We start from the raw sequence: 22,570 nt of genomic DNA, 5'->3' as shown, positions 1-22,570 counted from the left end.
CTGCCTGCCGCGCGACGCGATGCTGGCACGCAGCGGCCGGGTTGGCCGCCGCAAGGGGCCGCCATGGATTTCGAGCTTTCCGAAGACACGCAGCAGATGCAGCGCACGCTGCGCCAGTTCATGCAGCGCGAACTGCTGCCGCGCCTGGGCGATTACGAGCGCCTGGTGCACCGCGGCGAGTACCCCAGCGCGGTGATCGAGCCGCTCAAGGCCCGCGCCCGCGCGGCCGGGCTGTGGAACCTGTTCCTGCCCGGCCTGCGCGAGGACGAGCCCGGCACGCGCCTGTCCAACCTGGCGTACGCGCCGCTGGCCGAGATCATGGGCCGCGTGCCCTGGGCCAGCGAGGTCTTCAACTGCAATGCGCCCGACACCGGCAACATGGAGTTGCTGCACCTGTTCGCCACGGCGGCGCAGCGCGAGCGCTGGCTGGTGCCGCTGCTGGACGGCCGCATCCGTTCCTGCTTCTCGATGACCGAGCCGGACGTCGCCAGCGCGGACGCCACCAACATCGCCACCACCATCCGGCGCGAGGGCGGCCACTACGTCATCAACGGCCGCAAGTGGTTCACCACCGGCGCGGCCCACCCGCAGTGCAGGCTCGCGGTGGTGATGGGCGTGACGGACGAATCGTCCCTGGCGCCGCGCCACGGCCGGCACTCCATGGTGCTGGTGCCGCTGGACACGCCCGGGGTGCGCGTGGTGCGCAACGTGCCGGTGATGAACCACCTGGCGCCCGACGGGCACTGCGAGATCACCTACACCGACGTGCGCGTGCCGGTGGCGAACCTGCTGGGCCGCGAGAACGAGGGCTTCGCGCTGGCCCAGGCGCGGCTGGGCCCGGGCCGCGTGCACCACTGCATGCGCGCGATCGGCCAGTGCGAGCTGGCGATCGAGCTGATGGCCGAGCGCGCGCTCACGCGGCGCGCCTTCGGCCGCCACCTGGCGGACTTCGCCAATGTGCAGGACTGGATCGCCCACTCGCGCGTGGAGGTGGACCAGGCGCGCCTGCTGGTGCTGCAGGCGGCCTGGAAGATGGACCGCTTCGGCAACAAGGCGGCGCACGTGGACGTCTCGGCCATCAAGCTGGTGGCGGCGCAGCTGCACGTGCGCGTGCTGGACCGCGCGATGCAGGTCTTCGGCGCCATGGGCCTCACGCCCGACACGCCGCTGGCCGAGCTGTGGTCCACCGGGCGCGCGATGCGCTTCTTCGACGGGCCCGACGAGGTCCACCTGCGCGCCGTCGCCAAGGCGGAACTGGCGCGCTCGCGCGAGACCCTGGGCAGCACCGCCGTCTACTACCGCAACCCCCAGGACCGGGACTAGGCGGGCGGCGCGCCGCAGCCGCGACAATCGCTGCATGATCCCGCCTTCGCCCGTCACCCTGTCCGCCGCCCTGGGCGTGGTGGAGTTCGCTGCCACCGTGGCCTTCGCCGTCTCCGGCCTGCTGGCCGCCGCCAACAAGCGCCTGGATGCGGTGGGCGTGAGCGTGGTGGCCGGCGTGACAGCCTTCGGCGGCGGCACCCTGCGCGACGTGCTGCTGGACCGGCGGCCCTTCTACTGGGTGGAGCACGCCGGCTGGCTGTGGGGCCTGCTGCTGGTGTGCGCGGGCGCCATGGTGCTGCTGCGGACCCGCCACTTCGCCGTCACGCGGCGGGCCCTGCTCTGGCCGGACGCGCTGGGCCTGGGCCTGTTCACCGCCAACGGCGCGCAGCTTGCGCTGGACCAGGGGCTGCCGGCCGTGGTGTGCGTGCTCATGGGCGTCATCACCTCGGTCTTCGGCGGCGTGCTGCGCGACGTGCTGTGCAACGACGTGCCGGCGGCCTTCAGCGACCACCAGCCCTACGCCATCTGCTCCTTCATCGGCGGCTGGGTGCTGCTGGGGATGCACGCCGCGGGCGCCCCGCTCCTGGGCGCCCTGCTGGCGACCACCGTGGTGACGGCGGCGCTGCGGCTCATCGCCGTGCGCCTGGACCTGGCCCTGCCGCCCTGGAACGCAGGCGACGAACGCTAGCGCCGGAAGTGGCCGTTGGGGCCGATGATGGACAGGTCGGCGAACTCCAGGCCGGTGTGGTCGTTCGGGCCGTAGCCCATGCGCAGGCCGCCCAGGTCGAAGTCGCGCATGGATTCCAGCGCGGCGCGCAGCTTCTCGCGCGTGGGGTGCGGCGAGGCGCGGCGCAGGCCTTCCACCAGCACCTTCGCGGAGGCGAAGCCCTCCAGCATGGCCGGCGTCACTTCCTTCAGGCCCTTGGCCTTGGCCAGCGCCGTGGCCTCGGCGATGAAGGCATAGCTGAGCTGGCGCTCGTCGGGGAAGACCTGCGTCACGATCACGCCGCGGCTGTCCTCGCCCAGCGACTTGATGAAGCCGGAGGAGGCGTTGTTCGACAGGGTCACCACCTGCGCGGCCGAGCCGGCCTTGCGCAGCGCCTTGACGCCGTCGGCCACCGCCGTGCCCGAGCCGATCCAGACCACGGCCTGTGCGTTGGCGCCCACGATGGCCTTCACGATGCCGGCGAAGTCGGGCTTGAGGCGGTCGGCCTTGATCACCGCCACCGGCTTGATGCCGGCCTTGGCGAAGCCCTTGTCGGCGCCCGCCACGCCATCGGCGCCGAAGGAGTCGTCGGCGTGCACCACGGCAATGCGGGTCATGCCGATCGTGGACAGGTGCACCACCGCCTTTTCGCTTTCCTTCTGGTAGGGCGCGCGCACGTTGAACACCTCGCGCTTGACGGGGTCGTGCAGCAGCATCGCGCCGGTGGAGGGCGCGACCAGCACCGTGCCCGACTGCTCCAGCATGGGCAGAATGGCCTCGTTGTTGGGGGTGCCGCGGACCAGGAACAGGGCGAGCACCTTCTTGTCCTCGATCAGGATGCGGGCGTTCTCCGCCGTGCGCTTGACCTCGAAGCCGTCGTCCATGGCGATCAGGTCGATCTTTTCACCGGCCACGCCGCCGCGGGCGTTCACCTGGTCGATGTACAGGCGTGCGCCCTCGGCGGTCTCCTTGACCGAACCGGCGACGGGGCCGGTGAAGCCGGCGGTCTGGCCGATCAGCAGTTCGGCGCGCGCTGCGGGCAGGCAGGCCGCCGCGATCGTCAACGCCAGGGCGGCGGTTTTCCATCCTTGCACTGGGTACTCCTTGAGACGAAACAGCCGGACTCGGCTGTTCCGATTGTGCGGTCTGCACCACGCCCAAGGGAAGCGTTTGGCCCGCGCAGGGCCGTGATTCAGGCCTGGGTGGTGCGCAGGCGCAACCCGCTGAACACCGCGGCGGCGGCCGCGAGGCCCGCGGACAGGGCGAGGGCGGCCTGTGCGCCCCCGCCGTCGTGGGCGCTGGCGAGTGCGAACACCGCGGCCAGCAGGGCCGCGCCCAGCGACTGGCCGGTGAGGCGCGCCGTGCCCAGCATGCCGCTGGCGGCGCCGGCCCGATGTGCCGGCGCGCTGGTGATGATGGTGTGGTTGTTGGGCGACTGGAACAGCCCGAAGCCCAGGCCGCACACCGCGAGGCGCCACCAGACCGCCGGCTCGGTGGCCGCGCTGGAGGCCGCGGCCAGCCCCATGAGCCCCAGGCCCAGCGCCAGCACGCCCAGGCCGATGGCGCCCAGCAGCCCGCCGTGGAAGCGGCCGATCAGGCGGCCGGTGACGCTCGCGGCGGCGATCACACCCAGCGGCCAGCAGGCCATGAGCAGGCCGGCCTGGCCGGGGCTGTGGTGCCAGGCATCCAGGAACAGGAAGGGCAGGGCCACGTAGGCCATGGTCTGTGCGGCGAACGCGCACACCGAGGTGGCCATGGAGAGGCGGAACACCGGGATGCGCAGCAGGTCGATGGGCAGCAGCGGGTGCGCGAGCCGGCGTTGCCGCAGCACGTGCACGGTGCCCACGGCCGCGCACGCCGCGAGCAGGCCCAGGCCCCAGGCCGGCGAGGCGCCCATCCCGCCTTCGCCGCCCCGGCCCATGCCGCCCAGCAGGTCGGCGCCCACGAACAGCAGCACGAACATCGCGCCATTGAGCACGATGTCCAGCGGCGAGAAGCGCAAGGGGCCGGTGAACAGGGTGTTGGCCGGCAGCACCCGCTGCCCGAGCAGGAAGAGCAGCACGCCCAGCGGCACGTTGACCAGGAACAGCCAGGGCCAGCCGGCCACCGAGAGGATGGCCGCCGCCAGCACCGGGCCGGCGACCGAGGCCGTCGCCACCACCATGGAATTGAGCGCGATGCCGCGGCCCAGCTGGCTGGGCGGGTAGGTCAGGCGCACCAGCGCCGGGTTCACCGACATGATGCCGGCCGCGCCCATGCCCTGCAGCGCGCGGGCGACCGCCAGCGTGGGCAACGAGCTCGCCATGCTGCACAGGCCGGACGCGAGCGTGAACAGCACCACGCCCACCAGGTAGATGCGGCGGTAGCCCAGGCGGTCGCCCAGGCTCGCCAGCGGCAGCAGCAGCACCAGCGTCGCCAGCTGGTAGGCGTTGACGATCCACACCGCGTCCGAGGCGTGGGTGTGCAGGTCGCGCACCATGCCGGGCAGGGCCAGGTTGGCGACGGTGCCGTCGATCACCGTGACCGCGATGCCCAGCAGGATGGTGGCCATGGCCCAGTACCGCTGGGGTGCCGGAAGGCCGGTTTCGGGGAGGGGGGCGGAGGAAGACAGGGGAAGCGTTTGCGAAGCAGCCAGGATGGCATGCTAACGCAGCCGCGCGGGCCCGGCCCCGGTGGGGTCGGGCCCGCGGGCGGGGCTCAGAGGTAGTCGGCCGCGGCCTCGGCCTCGAAGCGGTCGGGCGTGCCTTCCCAGGCCACCTTGCCGTGGTCCAGCACGTAGAGCCGGTCGGCGTGCGGCAGCGCGAAGGTCACGTTCTGTTCGCCCAGCAGCACCGTCAGCGGCGTGGTGTCGCGCAGCTTGTGCAGGGCCTTGGAGAGCGTGTCCAGGATCACCGGGGCCAGGCCCAGCGTGGGCTCGTCCAGGATGAGCAGGCGCGGCTTCATCATCAGGGCACGTGCGATGGCGAGCATCTGCTGCTCGCCGCCGGACAGCGTGCGGGACACTTGCGGCTGGCGGTCGCGCAGGATGGGGAACAGGCCGAACAGCCATTCCAGGCGCTCGGCGAGTTCCTTGTCGTCCAGCGCGTTGCCGCCCAGCTCCAGGTTCTCGCGCACCGTCATGTCGCCGAAGAGCTCGCGCGTCTCCGGGCACTGCACGATGCCGGACCGGGCGATCTGCGCCGGGCTGGTGCCGCGCAGGTCGCGGCCGTCCCAGCGCACCGTGCCGCTGGAGGCGACCAGGCCGCAGATGGCGTTGAACAGCGTGGTCTTGCCGGCCCCGTTCAGGCCGACGACGCCGACGAACTCGCCCTCGTGCACCTGCAGCGAGACCCCCTGCAGGGCCAGCGCCTTGCCGTAGCGCACTTCCAGGTTCTCGACCTGCAGCAGCGGCTGGGTGCCGGTGTGCTCGCGGGGCGGCCGCTCGCTGCGCACCAGGGCGCCGCCCAGGTACACCTTGCGCACCGTCTCGTTCTGCATCACCTCGCTGGCCGTGCCCTCGGCGATGTGCTCGCCCAGGTACATGGCGACCGCGCGGTCGACCAGCGCGCTCACGCTCTTGACGTTGTGGTCCACCAGCATCACCGCCCGGCCCTCGTCGCGGAAGCCGCGGATCAGGTCGGAGAAGCCGGCCACCTCGGAGGCGGTGAGGCCGGCGAAGGGCTCGTCCACCAGCACCAGCTTGGGATGGCGGGCGATCGCCTTGGCCAGCTCCAGCCGCCGCAGGTCGGCGAAGGCCAGCGTGGGCGGGCGCCGGTCGATCAGCTTGTCCAGCCCCACGCGGGCCGCGATGTCGCGCGCCTGGGCGTCGATCTCGTGGCTGTGCAGCAGCATGGTGAGGCGGTCGGGGATGAGCGCGACCTTGATGTTCTCCAGCACCGTCTGCCGCTGCAGCGGCCGCGAGTGCTGGAACACCAGGCCCACGCCCAGCCGCGCCACCTTGTGCGAGGGCAGGCCGCCGATCTCGCGGCCCTCCCAGCGGATGGAGCCGGCCGTGGGACGCTCGACGCCCATCACGCAGCGCATGGCCGTGGACTTGCCGGAGCCGTTGGGCCCGATCAGGCCCAGGATCTCGCCGCCGTGGACGCTGAAGCTCAGCTCCTTCACGGCGACCAGGCCGCCGAAGCGCTTGGTCAGTTTCTCGACGTGCAGTGCGGTGTCAGCCATCGCTGCGCCTCCCCTGGAGCATGCCCAGGAAGCCGTTCGGGAAGAACAGCACCACGATGAGCGCGATCAGCGACACCAGCAGCGTGGCGATCTCGCCCAGCGGCCGCAGCAGCTCGCCCATGCCGATCAGGAAGATCGCGCCGATCGCCGCGCCGATGACGGTGCGGCGGCCGCCCAGCACGGCGGCGATGATCACCTGCACGCCGACCGAGATGTCGACGAAGGTGCCGACCGAGGCCGTGCCCATGTAGAACACCATCAGCGCGCCGGCCAGCCCGGAGAAGAAGGCGCTCACGATGAAGGCGAACAGCTTGTGCTTGACGACGTTGAAGCCCAGCGCGCCGGCCTGCACCGCGTCCTGCCCGCTCGCCTCCAGCACCAGCCCGATGGGCGAGCGCGAGAGGCCGAACAGGATGATGCCGCTGATCGCCATGAAGCCGAAGGCGACCCAGTAGTTGGTGGTCGCGCTGACGGAGATCACGTCCGGCACCGTGAGGCCGATCTCGCCGCCGGTGAGGTCGGCGGCGACGACGATGAAGTTCTGCAGCATCAGCACTGCCACCAGCGTGGTGAGGCCGAAGTACGGGCCGCGCACGCGCAGCGCCGGCAGGGCCAGCAGCACGCCGCCGACCACCGCGGCGATGGCGCCGGCCGCGATACAGACCCACATCGGGACCTGCGGCGCGAGCCGCGCGTCCATGATGCCGGCCGTGTAGGCGCCCAGGCCGATCAGGAAGGTGGGACCGAAGTTGACCTCGCCGGCAAAGCCGAAGAGCAGGTCCCAGGACATGGCGAAGACCGCCGTGTAGAAGGCGACGGTCAGCAGGCCCAGCACGTAGCCGCTGGAGACGAAGGGCGCGATGGCCCCCAGCACCAGCACGGCCACGCCGGCCTGTGCCGCCCGCGATTGGAGAAGACCGGGTCGCATGCGCTCAGCGCCTCCCGAACAGGCCTTGCGGCCGCAGGTACATCACCGCTATCAGCAGCAGCAGCGAAGGGATGGTGCGGTACGCGGGCGAGAGCATGTAGGCCGTCAGCGTCTCCAGGTAGCCCACGACGTAGGCCGCGATCAGCGACCCCGACACGCTGCCCAGGCCGCCCAGCACCACGATGGAGAAGGCGCTGGCCGTGAGCGGGCCCACGCTGTAGGAGCTCACGCCCAGGAACATGCCCAGCAGCACGCCGGCAATGGACGCCAGCAGGCCGTAGATCAGCCACACCGCGAGGTGGATGCTGGACAGCTCGATGCCCTGCAGCGTGACGCCGCGCGGGTTCATGGAGGCGGCCAGCAAGGCCTTCCCCTGCCGCGTCCGGTTCACCAGCAGCCAGAGCAGGCCGATGGCGATCCAGCAGACCGCTGCAGTGAAGTATTCGTTGGTGGGCGTGCGAACGCCCATCATCGTGATCACGCCCTCGACCACCGGCAACACCGTCTTGGCGTTGTTGGTGAAGAAGTAGGCGATCGTCTCGGAGATGATGATGCCCCACAGCAGCGTGGCCGTGAGGATGAAGATCTCCTTCTCGGATTCGGCGATTCGGCTCGAGCGCTGGATGGGCCGCACCGCGACGTAGTAGGTCGCGAAGCCCAGCACCACCCCCACGCCCACGCCGCCCAGGGCGGACAGGTGCGGGCCCACCCCCAGCAGTGCCTCCAGGGCCCAGGCCGCCACGGCGGCCCCGACCATGATGGCGCCATGGCTGAGGTTGAGCACCCCCGAGACGCCGAAGATCAGCGTGAACCCGGTGGCACCCAGCGCATAGAGCGAACCGATCGCGAAGCCGTCGATCAGGATCTGCCAGACGAGGTTCAAGGCGTGGGCAGCTTGACGAAGGAAGGGAACTTCATCTGGCCGGCAGCGAGCTGCTTGGGCCACATGTTCAGCTGCTTGCCATCCTGCCACTGCAGCATCAGGCCGGTGATGTAGCCCTGGCCGGTGCGCAGGCCGTGGACCTTGGGATCACCCTTGGGCAGGAAGGCGACGCGGCCGATGGTGCCTTCGTAGTCCGTCGTCTCCATCGCATCGACGATCTTGTCGCTGTCGGTGCTGCCCGCGCGCTTGATCGCGTCGGCCAGCATGTAGACCTCGTCGTAGGCGGTGTAGCCGGAGTAGGCCGGCACGTTGCCGTACTTCTTCTGGTAGGCGGCCACGAAGGGCAGGGTCTTGGGCGTGACGGCGACGCCGGGGCCGGAGACCGCGTTGAAGAGCACGCCCTCGGTCGCGCCGTTGGTGTCCTTCCAGAAGGTGGAGTTGGTGGCCTGCGAGGAGATGCCGAACATCGGGATCGGGATCTGCTGGCTCTTCCACTGCACCGTCGGCTGGGTGCCCACGTGCGAGATGCCGGTGATGATCACGTCCGGCTTGGCGTCCTCGATCTTCTTGAAGATGGGCGTGAAGTCGGTCGTGTCGGGCGAGAAGCGGATGTGGTCCAGCACCTTCAGGCCGACCTTGGGCAGGCAGGCCTCGTAGCCGGCGTCCAGCGGCGAGGTCCAGGCGGCGTCCTCGCTCATGATGACGGCCGTCTTCATCTTCTTGCCGTCGACCAGCAGGTCCTTGGCGGCGTCGCACACCAGGCCCGCCAGCGAGCTGGAGGTGAGGTAGCCGTGGAAGGTGTACTTGTTGGTGTTGTAGTCCTTGGCGATGTTGCCGGTGATCGCGTCGGACGCGGCGCCGGGGGTGATCATTACCGTCTTCAGGCGCGCGGCCCAGGGCTCCAGCGCCAGCACCACCTCGGAGATGTAGCTGGCGATCACCGCGTTGACCTTGTCCTCGTTGACGGCGCGCTGGAAGGCGCGCACCGATTCCGCCGCCGAGGAGTGGTTGTCATAGACCACCACCTCGATCTTGCGGCCATTGATGCCGCCCTTGGCGTTGATCTCGTCGGCCGCCAGCTGCGCGGCAGGGCCGATGGACGAGCCGGCGACGGCCTGTGCCTCGGCGATCACGCCGATCTTGATCGGGCCGTCCGCCGCCTGGGCGGCGAGGGGAGAAAAGAGCGTGGCGGCCGCGAGCGCGGTGGCCGACCACAGACCCAGCAAATTCTTGCGCATGTCATGTCTCCTCAACATTGGGGGCTCCCGGACGCACGCCGGGATATCGGACGAGAGCGCCCATTCTTGGCGCTCCGGCGCCATGGGCCGTTCAGTGAAAACCCGTGATCCGTTGGTGTGCTAACCCGAATGGGCCGGTCCGTGGCGCGGCAACACACGGGGCTTGCGCCAGATCAGCAATAGCGCACGAACAGGGCCTGCGACCCTGCCGGGCGTGGTGCTTCCCCGCGCCGGCGGCCGCGTCTGTGCCTAGACTGGAGCCTGCTGAGCAGCTCAAGGAGGGCAGGTCCATGGTCCTGGCACTGGCGAACATCACCCGCGAACCGCAGCCCATCACCCGCGAGGTGCTGCGCGAGAAGTACTGCCACGGCGCCGGCGAGGCCACCGAGGCGGACATCTTCGGCCGCGTGGCGCGCGCCGCGGCCGCCGTCGAGAAGACGCCAGCCCTGCGCGCCGAGTGGGAGCAGCGCTTCGTCGCCAACATGTTCGCGGGCGCGATCGGCGCCGGCCGCATCATGGCTTCCGCCGGGCTGGACAACAGCTCGACCTGGATCAACTGCTTCGTGCAGCCGGTCTCGGACACCGCCGTCGGCCTGGACGAGGACGGCGTGCCCGGCATCTACATGGCGCTGGCCGAAGCGGGCGAGACGCTGCGCCGCGGCGGCGGCGTGGGCTACAACTTCAGCGCGATCCGGCCGCAGGGCGCGCTGGTGCGCGGCACGCAGACCGAGGCCTCGGGCCCCTGCACCTTCATGGACGTGTTCGATGCTTCCTGCCGCACCGTGGCCGCCGCCGGCAACCGCCGTGGCGCGCAGATGGGCATGCTGGACGATTCGCACCCGGACATCTTCGATTTCATCCAGGCCAAGCGCACCAAGGGCCGCTGGAACAACTTCAACGTCTCGGTCGGCGTGTCGGACGCCTTCATGCAGGCCGTGCTGGAGGACCGCACCTGGGAGCTGGTGCACAAGGCCGCCCCCGGCGCGCGCCTGATCGCCGCGGGTGCGCACCAGCGCAGCGACGGCCTGTGGGTGTACCGCACGGTGCGCGCACGCGAGATGTGGGACACCATGATGCACTCGGCCTACGACTTCGCCGAGCCCGGCATCATCTTCCTGGGCAACATCAACCGCGACAACAACCTGCGGGCGATCGAGAACATCCGGGCGACGAACCCTTGCGTCACCGCCGACACCTGGGTGCTGACCTCGCAGGGCGCGCGGCAGGTGCGCCAGCTCATCGGCCGGCCTTTCGAGGCCATGATCCACGGCCGTGCGTACGCCACGAGCTCGCAGGGCTTCTTCCCCACCGGGTTGAAGCCGGTGGTCGCGCTCCGTTTGCGCGGTGGCCAGCGGCTGCGGCTTACGGCCGACCACCGGGTGCGGCGCGTGACGCGCATGAGCCGATGGGTGCGCCAGGAGGCCTGGTGTCCCGCCGGCCGGCTGGAGCCGGGCGACCGTGTCGTGCTGCACGACCACCGCGAACTCGCCGGCTGGCAGGGCGCTGGAACCGAAGGCGAGGGCTACCTGCTGGGCCTGCTGCTGGGCGATGGCACGCTCAAGGCCGACAAGGCCGTCCTCAGCGTCTGGGACGCGGGCCTGCAGCGCGAGGCGAACGGCGGTGTGCACCTGTCCGAGAGCGTGCGCGGCATCATGCAGGCCGCGGAGGCCGCAGTTCGCGCGCTGGGCCACCGCGCCGATTTCCAGGGCTGGATGCCCGTCGCCGGCCGCAACGAGTTCCGACTGTCCACGGCGTACCTGGGTCGGCTGGCGGCCGGCTGGGGCATGGCACCGGGTGACAAGCACCTGAGCCTGTCGGTCGAGCAGTCCTCCAGTGACTTCCACGCCGGCTTCCTGCGCGGCCTGTTCGATGCCGACGGCAGCGTGCAGGGCAGCCAGCGCAAGGGTGTGAGCGTGCGGCTGTCGCAATCCAGCCTGGAGACCCTGGAGTCGGTTCAACGCATGCTGCTTCGCCTGGGCATTGCGTCCACCCTGTACGCGAACCGGCGCCCGGCCGGACGCCGCCCTTTGCCCGACGGCCATGGCGGGCAGGGCGCGTTCGACTGCAAGGCCAGCCACGAACTCGCGGTCAGCGGCGACAACCTGCCGCTGTTCGCCCAGCGCGTCGGTTTCGCCGACACCGGCAAGCAGCAGCGCCTGTCGCAGGCGCTGGCCAGCTACCGGCGCACCCTGAACCGCGAGCGCTTCGTGGCCGAGGTGGAGAGCGTCGTGCCGGACGGCGAGGAGAGCGTGTACGACGTGGGCGTGTCGCAGGTGCACGCCTTCGACGCCAACGGCCTGGTGGTCCACAACTGCGGTGAGCAGCCGCTGCCGCCCTACGGCTGCTGCGATCTCGGCCCCATCATCCTGCCCAGGTTCGTCAGCGACGCCTTCACGCCGGAGGCGAAGTTCGACATGGCGCGCTTCGTGGCCTCGGTCAAGGTGCAGGTGCGCTTCCTGGACAACGTGCTCACGGCGACGCCCTGGCCGCTGGCGGCGCAGCAGCGCGAGTCCGAGGCCAAGCGGCGCATCGGCGTCGGCTTCACCGGGCTGGGCAATGCCCTGGCCATGCTGGGCCTGCCCTACGGCTCGGCGGGTGCGCGCGACTGGGCGGCGAACCTCGCCGAGCAGATGCGCAACGCGGCCTACGAGGCCTCGGTGGACCTGGCGCAGGAGAAGGGCGCCTTTCCGCTCTTCGATGCCGAACGCTACCTAGAGGAGGGCACCTTCGCCTCGCGGCTGCCGCAGCCGCTCAAGGCGCGCATCCGCAAGCACGGCTTGCGCAACAGCCACCTGCTCTCCATCGCGCCCACGGGCACGGTGAGCCTGGCCTTCGCCGACAACGCCTCCAACGGCATCGAGCCGCCGTTCTCCTTCGCGTACTCACGCAACAAGCGCATGCCCGACGGCAGCACCAAAAAGATCCCGGTGCTGGACCATGGCTTTCGCGTCTTCCTGGAGACGCTGCCGCCCGAGGTGGCCGAGGCCACGCTGGACGACGCGGTGAACTTCCGCCCGCTGACCGGCCTGCCGGCGTCCATGGTGAGCGCACTCTCGCTGTCCTGCGACGAGCACCTGGCGATGATGGGCGTGGTACAGCCCTTCATCGACACCGCGATCAGCAAGACCGTGAACGTCCCGGCCGACCTGCCCTTCGAGGCCTTCAAGGACCTGTACCTCACGGCGCACCGCCTGGGCCTGAAGGGCTGCGCGACCTACCGGCCGAACGAGATCCTGGGCGCCGTGCTGGAGCTGCCCACGGGCGCCCCCGCCCCGTCCGGGCCGGCCACGCCGGCCGTGCGCGACCTGGACCCGCTGCGCGTGCCCATCGAGCGCAGGCCCGAGGGCGAGCTCGCCTCGGTGACCGAGAAGGTCAGCTACTGGACCACGGAAGGCAAGAAGTCGCTCTACCTGGTGGTCTCCTTCGCCGAGGTCGACGGCGTGCTGGACGGCCGGCCGGTGCGCATCCAGCGGCCCATCGAGGTCTTCATGCCCGCCAACCAGAGCGACGAGGCGCAGCAGTGGGTGACGGCCGCGATGCGGCTCATGTCGCTGATGGCGCGCGAAGGCCGCCTGCCCAAGGCGCTCGCCGACCTGCGCAAGATCGCCTGGGACAAGGGCCCGGTGCGCTTCGGCCACTACGAGAAGCCGGACGGCACCCGCGTCCCGCGCTGGCATGACTCGGAAGTGGCGGCCATCGCCTATGCGGTGCAGCAGATCCTGTTCCGGCGCGGCTTCCTCGATGCGGACGGCGGCGTGGTGCCGGCGCGCATGCTGGCGCAGCGCCCGCCGGTCCAGGGCGAGCTGCTGCCGGTGGCCCCGCCCGAGCTCGCGGAGCCCGCGGGCACGGGCCGCCTCATGAGCGGCAAGAAGTGCCCGGAATGCGGTGCGCACGCGGTCATCAAGAAGGACGGCTGCGAGTTCTGCACCGCCTGCGGCGCCGAGGGCGCCTGCGGCTGAGGCCGCGGTCCGCGGCCGGTTTCAGCGCCGCTGGATGACCCTCAGGGTCTCCTCGTGCCGCTCGAGGAAGCGGGTCGCCACCAGGTAGCGGCAGTTGCTCAGGTGACGGGCGGGGTGGCTGTGTCCCACGCCGCAGAAGAAGCAGGCCTGGCCGCCGTTGCCGTCGCTGGCCCAGGGCTGGGCCCAGGTGATCTCGGACAGGTGGTCGATCGCCTTGTCGCCGTCGCGCACCAGCAGTTCGCGCCGCGGCGCGGTGGCGGCGGCCAGCTCTTCCCGGGTTTGCGCCAGCGTGCGCTGGTAGTTGCGAACCTCGGCCGTGATGGACTGGATGGCGCGGTTGCGCATGCGGATCTCGTTGACGCAGGCCACCACGACCGCCACCAGCACCGCGACGGCCAGGATGAGGAAGGTGAGGATGCCCGGCATGTCAGGCCCGGGCGCCGCGCCCGGCCGATGGCCGCGGCGCGGCCGCTGCCGCTGTGCCTGCTGCCGGGGTCGGTCTGCGCGTCATGGTGGGCTCCGTGCACCCGAGTCTGCCACCGAGTGCGTCAGGATGTAAGCCCCGCAACGCACGGGCAGGCTCAGCGCGCGGACCCGGTCCAGCTGCCGAAGCGCAGCGTGCCGCCACGCTCCACGCAGCCGGCCACGGCACGCGCCACCTCGGACAGGGCCCGCGCGTCTTCCTCGCGCAGGTCGGGCCGGCTGCGGTGGCTGATGCAGCACACCGTGCCGAAGACCTGCCCGTTGGCCAGGACCACGGGGGCGCTGAGGTAGGCGCCTATGTTCAGCACCCGGGTGATCGCCAGGGCGACGGATTCGGGGGACGCGGCGGCGTCCGGGATCAGCCGCGGCAGGCGGCCGTCCACCACCCGCTGGCAGTAGGTGTCCACCAGCGGGTCGGCCTGGCCCGGGGCCAGGCGCTGGGCCAGCGGCCCCTCGGCGCTCACGACCTCGAAGACCCGCGCCTGGTCCACGAAGCGCGAGACGAAGACCACGTCCATGCCCAGGCTCTGGCGCACCTGCGCGAGCAGGAAGGTGAGGGGCTGGAACAGGTCGTGGGTGGCGTCGCCCGAGGTGGCCGCCGCGAAGGCGTCCACCGCCTCTTCGACCTGGCGCGCGCGGTCGGGGCCGGGCTGGGGGTCGAGGCTGGGCGTCATGGACATTCGACCTGTGGAAGCTGCACCTGGCCATGATGCCACCGGCAAGCCTCCCGCGGGGCGCCCTGCAAGCGGCTAAGCTCGCGGTTTCGTCCAATTCCCACCGAGGCAGAGTCCGCCCCATGGTCCCTCCATCCGCCCCCGACGAGGTCGTCCTCGAAGTCCTGCCCCGCGACATCAGCGCCTGGCGCGAGGGCAACACCGGCATCCCCTACGTGCACCGCTTCGAGTCGGGCCGCCCCGGCCCGCACGTGGTGATCAATGCGCTGACGCACGGCAACGAGATCTGCGGCGTGGCCGCGGTGGCCCGCCTGCTCGAAGGCCCGGTGCGCCCGCTCATCGGCACGCTCACGGTGAGCCTGTCCAACGTCGCCGCCTACGAATCCTTCGACCCCGCCCGGCCCTTCGAGAGCCGCCAGCTGGTCCACAACATGAACCGCATCTGGTCGGACGCCTGGCTGGACGGTGGCGAGGACAGCCCCGAGCTGCGCCGCGCACGCGAACTGCGCCCGGTCATGGCCGCGGCCGACCACATCCTGGACCTGCACTCGACCTCGCAGGACGTGGAGCCCTTCTGGGTCTACCCGGCCTTCGCGCGCAATGCCGAGGTGGCGCTGGCCATCGGCAGGCCGGCGGTGCACCTGAGCATGCCCGATGGCCTGGGCTCGGGCACGCCGCTCATCCAGCACGGCCGCCATGGCGAGCCGCAGGGCCGCGGCGTGGCCCTGGTGGCCGAGTGCGGCGGCCACTTCCGCGCCGCCACCTCGGCCCTGGCGGTGGAGGTGACGCTGGATTTCCTGGCCTACTTCGGCCTCGTCGCGCCCCGGCCCGCTGCCGGCCAGCCGCAGCGGCGCTACCAGCTGCTGCAGACCTACGTGGTGCGCACGCCGGCCTTCCGCTTCACGCGGCCGCTGGTGGGCTTCGAGACCTTCGCGGCGGGGGAGCTGGTGGCCACCGATGGCGACGCCGAATTGCACGCCCCGGAGGACTGCACCGTGCTCATGCCCACCCGCGCACCCGTGCCCGGCCGCGAGGGCTTCTACCTCGCCCGCCGGCTCTGAGGCTCGCCGGGGCTCAGGCCGCCGCGCGCGCGCTGCGCACCGGCCCGGCGCGGTGCTCGATGGCCTCGCGCAGCGAGGGCAGCAGGCCGCAGGCGAACAGGGCCTCGGCCAGCACGAACAGGGGGCCGATCGCCAGCCCCATCAGGTCGTCCACGAAGGCGGGCTTGCGGCCCTCCCAGGCGTGGCCGACGAACTGGAAGATCCAGCCGGTCACGAAGGCGCCCACCGACAGCACCAGCCAGCTGGCGGCCGGCTGTGCCGCGGCCCAGGCACCCGCGGCGCCGGCCAGGGCCAGCAGCACGGCCATGAGGGCGCCCAGGCGCAGGTCCAGCCGCAGGTAGAACAGCGCGGCGGTTGCCAGCACGGCCGTCGCCGGGGACAGCACCAGGCCGGCCACCGGCCAGGCCGGACGCGACAGCAGCGCGGCCACCGCCAGCACGATGAGCGGGATGCCGACGAAATGGGTCGCGATGTTGCGTGCGTCGCGGTGGTAGGCGGCGTACTGGGCGAGGTGGTCCTGGAGGGTCTTCATGCGGGCGCAAGCTTGCCACGCCGGCGGCGGCTTTCCAAGCGGGCGCGTCCTATGATGCGGCGACGGGCCATGGAACTTCACTACCTGGATTTCGAGTTCAGCGACGAGGCGCAGGGACGCGGCAGCTTCGATGCGCTGGCCAGCGTGGCGCCGGTGCGCCTGCCGGCCCTGCTGGCCGAGGTGTCGGCCGTCCTGCGCTGGGCGGCCCGGCATTTCGGGCCGGCCGGTGCGCTGGAGGACGAGGGCGACTGGGATTTTGACCTGCAGGCCCATGCCGAGCCCGGCGGCGCAGCGCTGGCGCTGGAGGCGACGGGCGACACCGGCGAATGGCGCCTGGCCGCGGGCGCGCAGCCCTGGGACCGCTGCACACTGGGCCTCACCCTGGGCGGCTCGGAGGGCTTTTGCCGCGCCTTCCGGGAGGCCTTCCCCGAGCCGGACTGAGCGCGCGCCTTCAGCGCGCGGCGGCGGGCGTGGCGGAGGCCGGGGGCGGCGGCGGCGCCGCGGCGCCCTGCTTGCAATCGGGGGTCGAACCGCCGGGTGCGACCTGGCCACCGCTGCGCACCGCGTCGAGCAGCACCACCTGGCAGTCGGAGCTCATGGTGCGCGTGACCTCGGACTGCTGAAACCACTGCATGACCGGCGGGACCACGAAGGTGGCCAGCACGCTGAGCAGGCCCACCATCACGAGGATCTCGGGAAAGCTCGCCCCGTGCTGGCGCCCGCCCGCGGCCATCGGGCCGCGCAGCCCGATGGCGCCTGCGCGCACCACCCGCCCCACCTGCGTCAGCTTGGACACCCCTCGCTCCTTGTGCGGCCTGGGCCTGCCTGCCAGGGGGCAGACGGCACCGACCAGGCGCTAGTGTGCCTCCATTTGCAGGCGTTTGGCCACCTGCAGTTCTCCCGCATCCGCGGCAATGTCGGCGGCGCGCTTGCCACGGGCATCGCGCCGCGACGCGTCGGCGCCATGCGCCAGCAGCCAGCGCACCGTGTCCTCGTGCCCCTGTCCGGCGGCCCACATGAGCAGGGTGAGGCCGGCGTCCAGCGGCGCGTCCACCGACTGCCCGGCCTCCACCAGGGCGGCCAGGCAGTCGGTGCAGCCCTGGGCGGCAGCGTAGGTGGCGGCGTTCTTATGGACCCGGTCCAGGGGCGCGATGGCGGCGCCGGCGGCCAGCAGCTTGCGCACGATGGCCGGCCGGGCCGCGAACGAGGCCCCCATCAGCGGCGTCACGCCGGCCAGGTTCGGCTGCTGCACGTCGGCCTGCGCGGCCAGCAGCACGTCCACCATGGCTTCGTCGCCGCGCGTGGCGGCCAGGTTCAGGGCGCTGTTGCCCAGGCGGTCGCGGACGTTGGGGCTGCCGCCCTGGGCAATCAGTTGCTGCACCGCAGCAGCATTGCCGGCCCGGGCCGCGGTGAGCACCTGGCCGTGGATGTTGATCTGGTCGGCGCCTTTCTGGGCCCAGGCCGGAGCCATCTGACTGCAGAGCAAAGAGAGCACGATGACGGATGTTTTCAGCACTTGCGGGGTCCTCCTGTATAGCGGGATACTGCATCGTCAGATGGAAATCTGACACAGGATCAGTACCGACACTTTGAGGGTATCGAGGAGACAAAGATGAAACTCGTACGACATGTGGGTCGTTTGGCGGCCGCCGCCTTGCTGGGTGGCCTCTTTCTCTGCGGCGCAGGCGCGCAGGAGATCCAGAACAAGGCGGGCGGTGGCGCCACCGAGATCCAGAAAGCGCCCAGCATCACGCAGGACCAGTTGAACGCGGCCGACCGGCAGGGCGACAACTGGCTGCACACCGCGGGCGGCTACGCGCAGCAGCGCTACTACCCCGGCACGCAGATCAACACCGGCAACGTGAAGAAGCTTCGGCCGGCCTTCATGTTCCAGACGGAAGTGAAGGAGTCCATGGAGACCGCGCCCATCGTGGCCGACGGCATCATGTACTTCACCACCTCCTACAACCACGTGTACGCGATCGACGCGGCCACGGGCCAGGAGTTCTGGCACTACAAGCACAAGATGGGCCCCATCACCACCTTCTGCTGCGGCCCCAACAACAAGGGCGTCGCGATCGAAGGTGGCAAGCTGTTCATGGGCACGCTGGACGCCAAGCTGGTGGCGCTGGACGCCAAGACCGGCAAGCTGCTGTGGGAGACCGAGATCGCCGACCCCGAGAAGGGCTACAGCGAGACCATGGCGCCCACGGTGGTCGACGGCAAGGTGCTGATCGGCACCAACGGCGGCGAGTACGGCATCCGCGGCTTCGTGAAGGCCTTCAACTCCGCCGACGGCAAGCTGCTGTGGACCTTCTACACCATCCCCGAGAAGGGGCATGAGGGCGTGTGGGCGCAGAACGATGCCACCGGCCGCAACATGAAGCGCGACATCGCCGCCGAGAAGGCGCAGTTCGCCTCGGGCGGCGGCAACTTCTACCAGACCCTGGGCGGTGGCGTGTGGATGAACCCCGCCGTGGACCTCAAGAGCCGCACCATCTTCTTCATGGTCGGCAACCCCTCGCCCGACCTGTACGGCGCCGAGCGTCCCGGCGACAACCTCTACACCGACTCCATGGTCGCCGTCGACCTCGACAGCGGTGCCTACAAGTGGCACTACCAGTACATCGCCCACGACGTGTGGGACCTGGACGCCGTCAGCCCCGCGATCCTGCTCGACGTGAAGGACGAGAACGGCAAGATGGTGCCGGCCGTGATGCACGCCGGCAAGACCGGCCACGTGTACGTGCACGACCGCGCCACCGGCAAGCTGATCCGCTTCTCCGAAGCCATGATCCCGCAGGAGAACATGTGGTCGCTGCCGACCGCGCAGGGCGCACGCATGCTGCCGGGCGCCAACGGTGGCGTGGAATGGTCGCCCATGGCCTACAGCCCGAAGACGCGCCTGGCGTACGCGCTGAACCTGCACCAGCCCATGACCTACCACGTGGAGACCAGCAAGTACCCCGGCGGCAAGCTGTGGCTGGGTGGCGCGTTCAAGGTGATCGAGGGTGAGAAGCAGTGGGGCCGCCTGGCCGCCGTCAACGTGGACACCGGCAAGATCGCCTGGAAGTTCGACACCGAGCAGCCGCTGATCGGCGGCGCGCTGGCCACTGCCGGCGACCTGGTCTTCTACGGCGAAGGCAACGGCCTGTTCCGCGCGCTCGATGCCCGCAACGGCAAGCTGCTGTGGCAGTTCAACTGCGGCGCCGGCGCCAACGCGCAGCCCGTGAGCTACACCGTCAAGGGCAAGCAGTACGTGGCCATGGGCTGCGGCGGCAACACCCAGCTCGACTTCAAGCGTGGCAATACCATGGTGGCTTTCACCCTCGACTGACAGGCCGATGCAGGACAGAAGCAGTTTTTCCACTGGAAGAAAGGCCCGCCAAGCCCTGGCGGGCCTTTTCATCGCGGCCGCATCGCTCGCGGCCCATGCCCAGGACCTGGAGGCCGGCAAGGCGAAGGCGCAGGCCTGCGTCGCCTGCCACGGCGCGGACGGCAACTCGGTCTCGCCCGAGTTCCCCAGCCTCGCCGGCCAGACCTGGCGCTACCTCTACATCCAGCTGCGCGACTTCAAGGAAGGCCGCCGCAGCAACGCCGTCATGTCGCCGATGGCCGCGAACCTCTCGCGCGACGACATGATCAACATCGCGAACTGGTTCGCCTCCATGCCGCTCAAGTCCACCGACCCGGTCGCGAGCGAGGACAAGCTCAAGGCCGGCAAGGCCAAGACCGACGAGACGCTGTGCACCATGTGCCACCTGGGCGGCTTCCTGGGCCAGAACGAGATCCCGCGGCTGGCGGGGCAGCGCCCGGCCTACCTCGTGGCCCAGCTCAAGGCCTTCAAGGCCCGCACGCGCACCAACGACGCCGGCAACATGACCAGCGTGGCGCAGACGCTGTCCGAGCAGGACATCGACAACGTCGCCGCCTACCTCTCCAGCCTGCGCTAGCCATGCCGGGCGCCCAGGCCGCGAAGACGGTGCTGGACTTCTGGTTCGGCATGCTGCGGCCGGCGCAGTGGTGGAAGGCCGACCCGGCGCTGGACGCGGCCATCGCCGAGCGCTTCGGCCTGATGCACGCGCAGGCCGCGGCCGGCGAGCTGTGGGGCTGGCGTGTGTCGGCCGCAGGGCGACTGGCCGAGCTGGTGCTGCTGGACCAGTTCTCGCGCAACATCCACCGCGGCACCGCACGCGCCTTCGCCTGCGACCCCATGGCCCTGGCCCTGGCGCAGGAGGCGGTGGCCGGCGGCCATGACGCCGCGCTGCCGCCGGCGCAGCGCGCCTTCGTGTACCTGCCCTACATGCACAGCGAATCGCTGCGCATCCACGAGCAGGCCCTGCGCCTGTTCGCCCAGCCGGGGCTGGAGGACAACCTGCGGGCCGAGCACAGGCACCGCGACGTGCTGCTGCGTTTCGGCCGCTACCCGCACCGCAACGCGGTGCTGGGGCGCGCGTCCACGCCCGCGGAGGTCGAGTTCCTGGCGCAGCCCGGGTCCGGCTTCTAGCGCTCCTGCGGCAGCGCGCCGGCGGCGCCCGGCGCGTCCAGCCGGCGCGAATTGGCGGGGCTGCGGAACACCAGCGGCCGCGCCGGCGGCTCGCCGCGCTCGGCGATCGCGAGCGCGGCCTGCACGACCGCGTGGTCCGGGCTCTTGGCGCAGACCGGGTCGGCGGCCGCGGCGTCCCCTGCGAGCTGGAAGGCCTGGCAGCGGCAGCCGCCCAGGTCCTCCTCGCGCTGGTCGCAGCTGCGGCAGGGCTCCTTCATCCAGGCGGTGCCGCGGAAGCGGTTGAAGCCGTCCGAGTCCTGCCAGGCGTGCTGCACGCTGGTCTCGCGCAGATTGGGAAACGCGAGGCCCGGCAGCATGCGCGCCGTGTGGCAGGGCAGGGCCAGGCCGTCCGGCGTCACGGTCAGGAAGGTGCTGCCCCAGCCGTTGACGCAGCGCTTGGGCCGGCCCTCGTGGTAGTCCGGCGCGACGAAGAAGATGCGCATGCGCCCGGCCAGCCGCTCGCGCAGGGCGTCCACCACGGCCTCGGCGTCGCGCAGCTGCTGCGAGGTCGGCATCAGCTGCTCGCGGTTGTGCAGCGCCCAGGAGTAGTACTGCGTGTTGGCCAGCTCCAGGTATTCCGCGCCCAGCGCCTGCGCCATCTCCACGATGCGGTCCACATGGCCGATGTTCAGGCGGTGCAGCACCACGTTCATCACCATGGGCCAGCCTTGTGCCTTGATCAGGCCGGCCACGCGGTTCTTGAGGTCGAAGGTGCGGGTGTGCGAGAGGAAGTCGTTGACCTCCTGCGTCGAATCCTGGAACGAGAGCTGCACATGGTCCAGCCCGGCCGCCCGCAGCGCCCGGGCGCGCTCGGCCGTGAGGCCCACGCCCGAGGTCAGCAGGTTGGTGTAGTAGCCCAGGCGGCTGGCCTCGGCCACCAGCGTCTCCAGGTCGTCGCGCACCAGCGGCTCGCCACCGGAGAAGCCGCACTGCACCGCACCCAGGGCGCGGGCTTCGCGCAGGATGCGCAGCCAGTCCTCGGTGGAGAGCTCGTCCTCGTGCCGCGCGAAGTCGACCGGGTTGTAGCAGAAGGCGCAGTGCAGCGGGCAGCGGTAGGTCAGCTCCGCCAGCAGCCACAGCGGCGGGCCGGCGTTCATGCGTCCACCACCCAGCCCTGGCGCCGTGCGATCGCCAGGAAGTCCTCGACCTGCGGCGCGAGGCCCTGCGCGGCGAAGGCCTGTTCCAGGCTGGCGACGATGGCCGGCAGCGGCGTCGCCCCGTCGCAGCGCGAGAGGATCTCGCCGGCGCTGCGGTTCAGCTTCACCATGCCCTCGGGGTAGAGCAGCACGTGCGCCTGCTGGGCCGGCTCCCATTGCAGCCGCATGCCGGGCGCGATGCGCGGCAGGGACGCGGCGCTCATGCGGACACCCCGTAGCGCGCGGCCATCGCATCGTTCATCGCCCAGAGGATGTCCAGCTTGAACTGCAGGATGTCCAGCGCCCGCTCCTGCAGCGCCCGGGTGTCGAAGTGCGCCAGCGTGAGGGCCAGGCCCTCTTCCACGTCGCGCCGCGCCTGGCTGACGCGGCTGCGGAAGTAGTGCAGGCCGTCGGCCTCGATCCAGGGGTAGTGCGAGGGCCAGCCCTTCAGGCGCTCACGATGGATCTCGGGCGCGAACAGCTCGGTCAGCGAGGAGCACACCGACTCCTGCCAGGGCGCGCGGCGGGCGAAGTTGAGGTAGGCGTCGACCGCGAAGCGCACGCCCGGCAGCACGTGGCGCAGGTCGGTGATCTCCTCGCGCGAGAGGCCGGTGGCCATGCCCAGGCGGATCCAGGCCTCGATGCCGCCCGGGTCCTCGCCGTGGCCGTCGTGGTCCAGGATGCGCTGCAGCCAGCCGCGCCGCACCTCGCGGTCGGGGCAGTTGGAGAGGACGGCCGCGTCCTTCACCGGGATCGCGATCTGGTAGTAGAAGCGGTTGGCCACCCAGCCGCGCACCTGCTCGGGCGTCGCGCGGCCCTCGTTGAGCATGCGGTTGAAGGGATGGTGGATGTGGTAGCGGTCACCGCGCGCACGCAGCTGGGCCTCGAAGGCCTGGGTGTCCCAGGCCGGTTCGCGGGGGGCGGCGCGCGGGGGAGC

At 71.0% G+C, this 22,570-nt stretch carries 22 protein-coding genes; 8 read left to right on the top strand and 14 right to left on the bottom strand.

Going from position 1 to position 22,570, the window contains the following annotated elements; genetic code table 11:
• Positions 1 to 63: 63 nt before the first annotated feature.
• Together IM725_RS11045 and IM725_RS11040 are read left to right on the top strand one after the other, a co-directional pair.
• Positions 64 to 1,323 (top strand): acyl-CoA dehydrogenase family protein, encoded by a 1,260-nt coding sequence (locus tag IM725_RS11045; protein WP_193780647.1) that lies wholly within the window; start codon positions 64 to 66, stop codon positions 1,321 to 1,323.
• A gap of 34 nt (positions 1,324 to 1,357) precedes the next feature.
• Positions 1,358 to 2,011, top strand: coding sequence for a trimeric intracellular cation channel family protein (locus tag IM725_RS11040; protein WP_193780646.1), 654 nt, complete (start codon positions 1,358 to 1,360; stop codon positions 2,009 to 2,011).
• Here IM725_RS11040 and IM725_RS11035 read toward each other — a convergent pair.
• The 6 genes from IM725_RS11035 to IM725_RS11010 all read right to left on the bottom strand — a co-directional run bounded on the left by IM725_RS11035 (position 2,008) and on the right by IM725_RS11010 (position 9,242).
• Positions 2,008 to 3,123: an ABC transporter substrate-binding protein gene (locus IM725_RS11035; RefSeq protein ID WP_193780645.1), complete on the bottom strand. Its 1,116-nt coding sequence runs from the start codon at positions 3,121 to 3,123 to the stop codon at positions 2,008 to 2,010. The two genes, IM725_RS11040 and IM725_RS11035, sit on opposite strands and share 4 nt — an antisense overlap.
• A gap of 98 nt (positions 3,124 to 3,221) precedes the next feature.
• Positions 3,222 to 4,580: an MFS transporter gene (locus tag IM725_RS11030; protein ID WP_193780644.1), complete on the bottom strand. Its 1,359-nt coding sequence runs from the start codon at positions 4,578 to 4,580 to the stop codon at positions 3,222 to 3,224.
• A 146-nt stretch (positions 4,581 to 4,726) separates the two neighbouring features.
• Positions 4,727 to 6,193 carry an ATP-binding cassette domain-containing protein gene (locus tag IM725_RS11025; protein WP_193780643.1) on the bottom strand — a complete coding sequence of 489 codons (1,467 nt, stop codon included), beginning with the start codon at positions 6,191 to 6,193 and terminating at the stop codon, positions 4,727 to 4,729.
• Positions 6,186 to 7,121 carry a branched-chain amino acid ABC transporter permease gene (locus IM725_RS11020; protein WP_193780642.1) on the bottom strand — a complete coding sequence of 312 codons (936 nt, stop codon included), beginning with the start codon at positions 7,119 to 7,121 and terminating at the stop codon, positions 6,186 to 6,188. The genes IM725_RS11025 and IM725_RS11020 overlap by 8 nt, the downstream gene beginning before the upstream one ends.
• A gap of 4 nt (positions 7,122 to 7,125) precedes the next feature.
• A complete protein-coding gene (locus IM725_RS11015) occupies positions 7,126 to 8,004 on the bottom strand; it encodes a branched-chain amino acid ABC transporter permease (RefSeq protein ID WP_193780641.1) in 879 nt (292 codons plus the stop codon).
• Positions 8,001 to 9,242, bottom strand: coding sequence for an ABC transporter substrate-binding protein (locus IM725_RS11010; RefSeq protein WP_193780640.1), 1,242 nt, complete (start codon positions 9,240 to 9,242; stop codon positions 8,001 to 8,003). Before IM725_RS11010 ends, IM725_RS11015 begins: the two co-directional genes overlap by 4 nt.
• 290 nt (positions 9,243 to 9,532) lie before the next feature.
• On the opposite strand from IM725_RS11010, the gene IM725_RS11005 reads away from it, so the two are divergent.
• Positions 9,533 to 13,201 (top strand): LAGLIDADG family homing endonuclease, encoded by a 3,669-nt coding sequence (locus IM725_RS11005; protein WP_193780639.1) that lies wholly within the window; start codon positions 9,533 to 9,535, stop codon positions 13,199 to 13,201.
• Between the two features lie 21 nt (positions 13,202 to 13,222).
• On the opposite strand, the gene IM725_RS11000 is transcribed toward IM725_RS11005, so the two are convergent.
• Positions 13,223 to 13,627, bottom strand: coding sequence for a hypothetical protein (locus tag IM725_RS11000; protein ID WP_193780638.1), 405 nt, complete (start codon positions 13,625 to 13,627; stop codon positions 13,223 to 13,225).
• Positions 13,628 to 13,782: 155 nt separating this feature from the next.
• The gene (locus IM725_RS10995; protein ID WP_193780637.1) at positions 13,783 to 14,358 is read right to left on the bottom strand and encodes a GAF domain-containing protein; all 576 of its coding nucleotides are present in this window, start codon (positions 14,356 to 14,358) and stop codon (positions 13,783 to 13,785) included.
• Positions 14,359 to 14,480: 122 nt separating this feature from the next.
• Here IM725_RS10995 and IM725_RS10990 point away from each other — a divergent pair, with 122 nt between their 5' ends.
• Positions 14,481 to 15,419: a M14 family metallopeptidase gene (locus IM725_RS10990; protein ID WP_193780636.1), complete on the top strand. Its 939-nt coding sequence runs from the start codon at positions 14,481 to 14,483 to the stop codon at positions 15,417 to 15,419.
• A 13-nt stretch (positions 15,420 to 15,432) separates the two neighbouring features.
• Here IM725_RS10990 and IM725_RS10985 read toward each other — a convergent pair whose 3' ends face one another.
• Complete coding sequence (locus IM725_RS10985) at positions 15,433 to 15,951, bottom strand: Mpo1 family 2-hydroxy fatty acid dioxygenase (protein WP_193780635.1); 519 nt, start codon at positions 15,949 to 15,951, stop codon at positions 15,433 to 15,435.
• 69 nt (positions 15,952 to 16,020) lie between these two features.
• Here IM725_RS10985 and IM725_RS10980 point away from each other — a divergent pair, with 69 nt between their 5' ends.
• Positions 16,021 to 16,392: a hypothetical protein gene (locus IM725_RS10980; protein ID WP_193780634.1), complete on the top strand. Its 372-nt coding sequence runs from the start codon at positions 16,021 to 16,023 to the stop codon at positions 16,390 to 16,392.
• Positions 16,393 to 16,402: 10 nt separating this feature from the next.
• On the opposite strand, the gene IM725_RS10975 is transcribed toward IM725_RS10980, so the two are convergent.
• Both IM725_RS10975 and IM725_RS10970 read right to left on the bottom strand, forming a co-directional pair.
• Complete coding sequence (locus tag IM725_RS10975; protein ID WP_193780633.1) at positions 16,403 to 16,747, bottom strand: pilus assembly FimT family protein; 345 nt, start codon at positions 16,745 to 16,747, stop codon at positions 16,403 to 16,405.
• Positions 16,748 to 16,807: 60 nt separating this feature from the next.
• On the bottom strand, positions 16,808 to 17,467 hold the full coding sequence (locus IM725_RS10970) for an ankyrin repeat domain-containing protein (protein WP_193780632.1): 660 nt from the start codon (positions 17,465 to 17,467) through the stop codon (positions 16,808 to 16,810).
• A 96-nt stretch (positions 17,468 to 17,563) separates the two neighbouring features.
• Between IM725_RS10970 and IM725_RS10965 the strand changes: the two genes are divergently transcribed.
• From IM725_RS10965 to IM725_RS10955, 3 genes are read left to right on the top strand one after another with little or no spacing between them, the layout of a single operon-like run.
• Positions 17,564 to 19,288, top strand: a complete 1,725-nt coding sequence (locus IM725_RS10965) for a pyrroloquinoline quinone-dependent dehydrogenase (protein WP_193780631.1) — start codon at positions 17,564 to 17,566, stop codon at positions 19,286 to 19,288.
• A gap of 7 nt (positions 19,289 to 19,295) precedes the next feature.
• Positions 19,296 to 19,904 (top strand): c-type cytochrome, encoded by a 609-nt coding sequence (locus IM725_RS10960; RefSeq protein WP_193780630.1) that lies wholly within the window; start codon positions 19,296 to 19,298, stop codon positions 19,902 to 19,904.
• A 2-nt stretch (positions 19,905 to 19,906) separates the two neighbouring features.
• The gene (locus IM725_RS10955) at positions 19,907 to 20,458 is read left to right on the top strand and encodes a DUF924 family protein (RefSeq protein WP_193780629.1); all 552 of its coding nucleotides are present in this window, start codon (positions 19,907 to 19,909) and stop codon (positions 20,456 to 20,458) included.
• Here IM725_RS10955 and pqqE read toward each other — a convergent pair.
• From pqqE to pqqC, 3 genes are read right to left on the bottom strand one after another with little or no spacing between them, the layout of a single operon-like run.
• Positions 20,455 to 21,594, bottom strand: coding sequence for a pyrroloquinoline quinone biosynthesis protein PqqE (gene pqqE / locus IM725_RS10950; protein ID WP_193780628.1), 1,140 nt, complete (start codon positions 21,592 to 21,594; stop codon positions 20,455 to 20,457). The genes IM725_RS10955 and pqqE overlap by 4 nt on opposite strands.
• On the bottom strand, positions 21,591 to 21,857 hold the full coding sequence (pqqD, locus tag IM725_RS10945; RefSeq protein WP_193780627.1) for a pyrroloquinoline quinone biosynthesis peptide chaperone PqqD: 267 nt from the start codon (positions 21,855 to 21,857) through the stop codon (positions 21,591 to 21,593). Before pqqD ends, pqqE begins: the two co-directional genes overlap by 4 nt.
• Positions 21,854 to 22,510, bottom strand: a complete 657-nt coding sequence (gene pqqC, locus IM725_RS10940; protein WP_193780660.1) for a pyrroloquinoline-quinone synthase PqqC — start codon at positions 22,508 to 22,510, stop codon at positions 21,854 to 21,856. Before pqqC ends, pqqD begins: the two co-directional genes overlap by 4 nt.
• Positions 22,511 to 22,570: the final 60 nt, after the last annotated feature.

Origin of the sequence: Ramlibacter aquaticus (assembly GCF_015159745.1) — a bacterium.
GTDB lineage: Bacteria > Pseudomonadota > Gammaproteobacteria > Burkholderiales > Burkholderiaceae_C > Ramlibacter > Ramlibacter aquaticus.
Note: the sequence above shows the minus strand (reverse complement) of the source record. Positions and strands in the feature narration are given on the sequence as shown.

Coding starts and splice junctions, on each gene's coding strand:
- IM725_RS10980 (WP_193780634.1), top strand. CDS start 16,021: ATGGAACTTCACTACCTGGATTTCGAGTTCAGCGACGAGGCGCAGGGA.
- IM725_RS11025 (WP_193780643.1), bottom strand. CDS start 6,193: ATGGCTGACACCGCACTGCACGTCGAGAAACTGACCAAGCGCTTCGGC.
- IM725_RS10965 (WP_193780631.1), top strand. CDS start 17,564: ATGAAACTCGTACGACATGTGGGTCGTTTGGCGGCCGCCGCCTTGCTG.
- IM725_RS11045 (WP_193780647.1), top strand. CDS start 64: ATGGATTTCGAGCTTTCCGAAGACACGCAGCAGATGCAGCGCACGCTG.
- IM725_RS11040 (WP_193780646.1), top strand. CDS start 1,358: ATGATCCCGCCTTCGCCCGTCACCCTGTCCGCCGCCCTGGGCGTGGTG.
- pqqD (WP_193780627.1), bottom strand. CDS start 21,857: ATGAGCGCCGCGTCCCTGCCGCGCATCGCGCCCGGCATGCGGCTGCAA.
- IM725_RS10990 (WP_193780636.1), top strand. CDS start 14,481: ATGGTCCCTCCATCCGCCCCCGACGAGGTCGTCCTCGAAGTCCTGCCC.
- IM725_RS11005 (WP_193780639.1), top strand. CDS start 9,533: ATGGTCCTGGCACTGGCGAACATCACCCGCGAACCGCAGCCCATCACC.
- IM725_RS10995 (WP_193780637.1), bottom strand. CDS start 14,358: ATGACGCCCAGCCTCGACCCCCAGCCCGGCCCCGACCGCGCGCGCCAG.
- IM725_RS11000 (WP_193780638.1), bottom strand. CDS start 13,627: ATGCCGGGCATCCTCACCTTCCTCATCCTGGCCGTCGCGGTGCTGGTG.
- pqqE (WP_193780628.1), bottom strand. CDS start 21,594: ATGAACGCCGGCCCGCCGCTGTGGCTGCTGGCGGAGCTGACCTACCGC.
- IM725_RS11010 (WP_193780640.1), bottom strand. CDS start 9,242: ATGCGCAAGAATTTGCTGGGTCTGTGGTCGGCCACCGCGCTCGCGGCC.
- IM725_RS10960 (WP_193780630.1), top strand. CDS start 19,296: ATGCAGGACAGAAGCAGTTTTTCCACTGGAAGAAAGGCCCGCCAAGCC.
- IM725_RS11030 (WP_193780644.1), bottom strand. CDS start 4,580: ATGGCCACCATCCTGCTGGGCATCGCGGTCACGGTGATCGACGGCACC.
- IM725_RS10985 (WP_193780635.1), bottom strand. CDS start 15,951: ATGAAGACCCTCCAGGACCACCTCGCCCAGTACGCCGCCTACCACCGC.
- IM725_RS11020 (WP_193780642.1), bottom strand. CDS start 7,121: ATGCGACCCGGTCTTCTCCAATCGCGGGCGGCACAGGCCGGCGTGGCC.
- IM725_RS10955 (WP_193780629.1), top strand. CDS start 19,907: ATGCCGGGCGCCCAGGCCGCGAAGACGGTGCTGGACTTCTGGTTCGGC.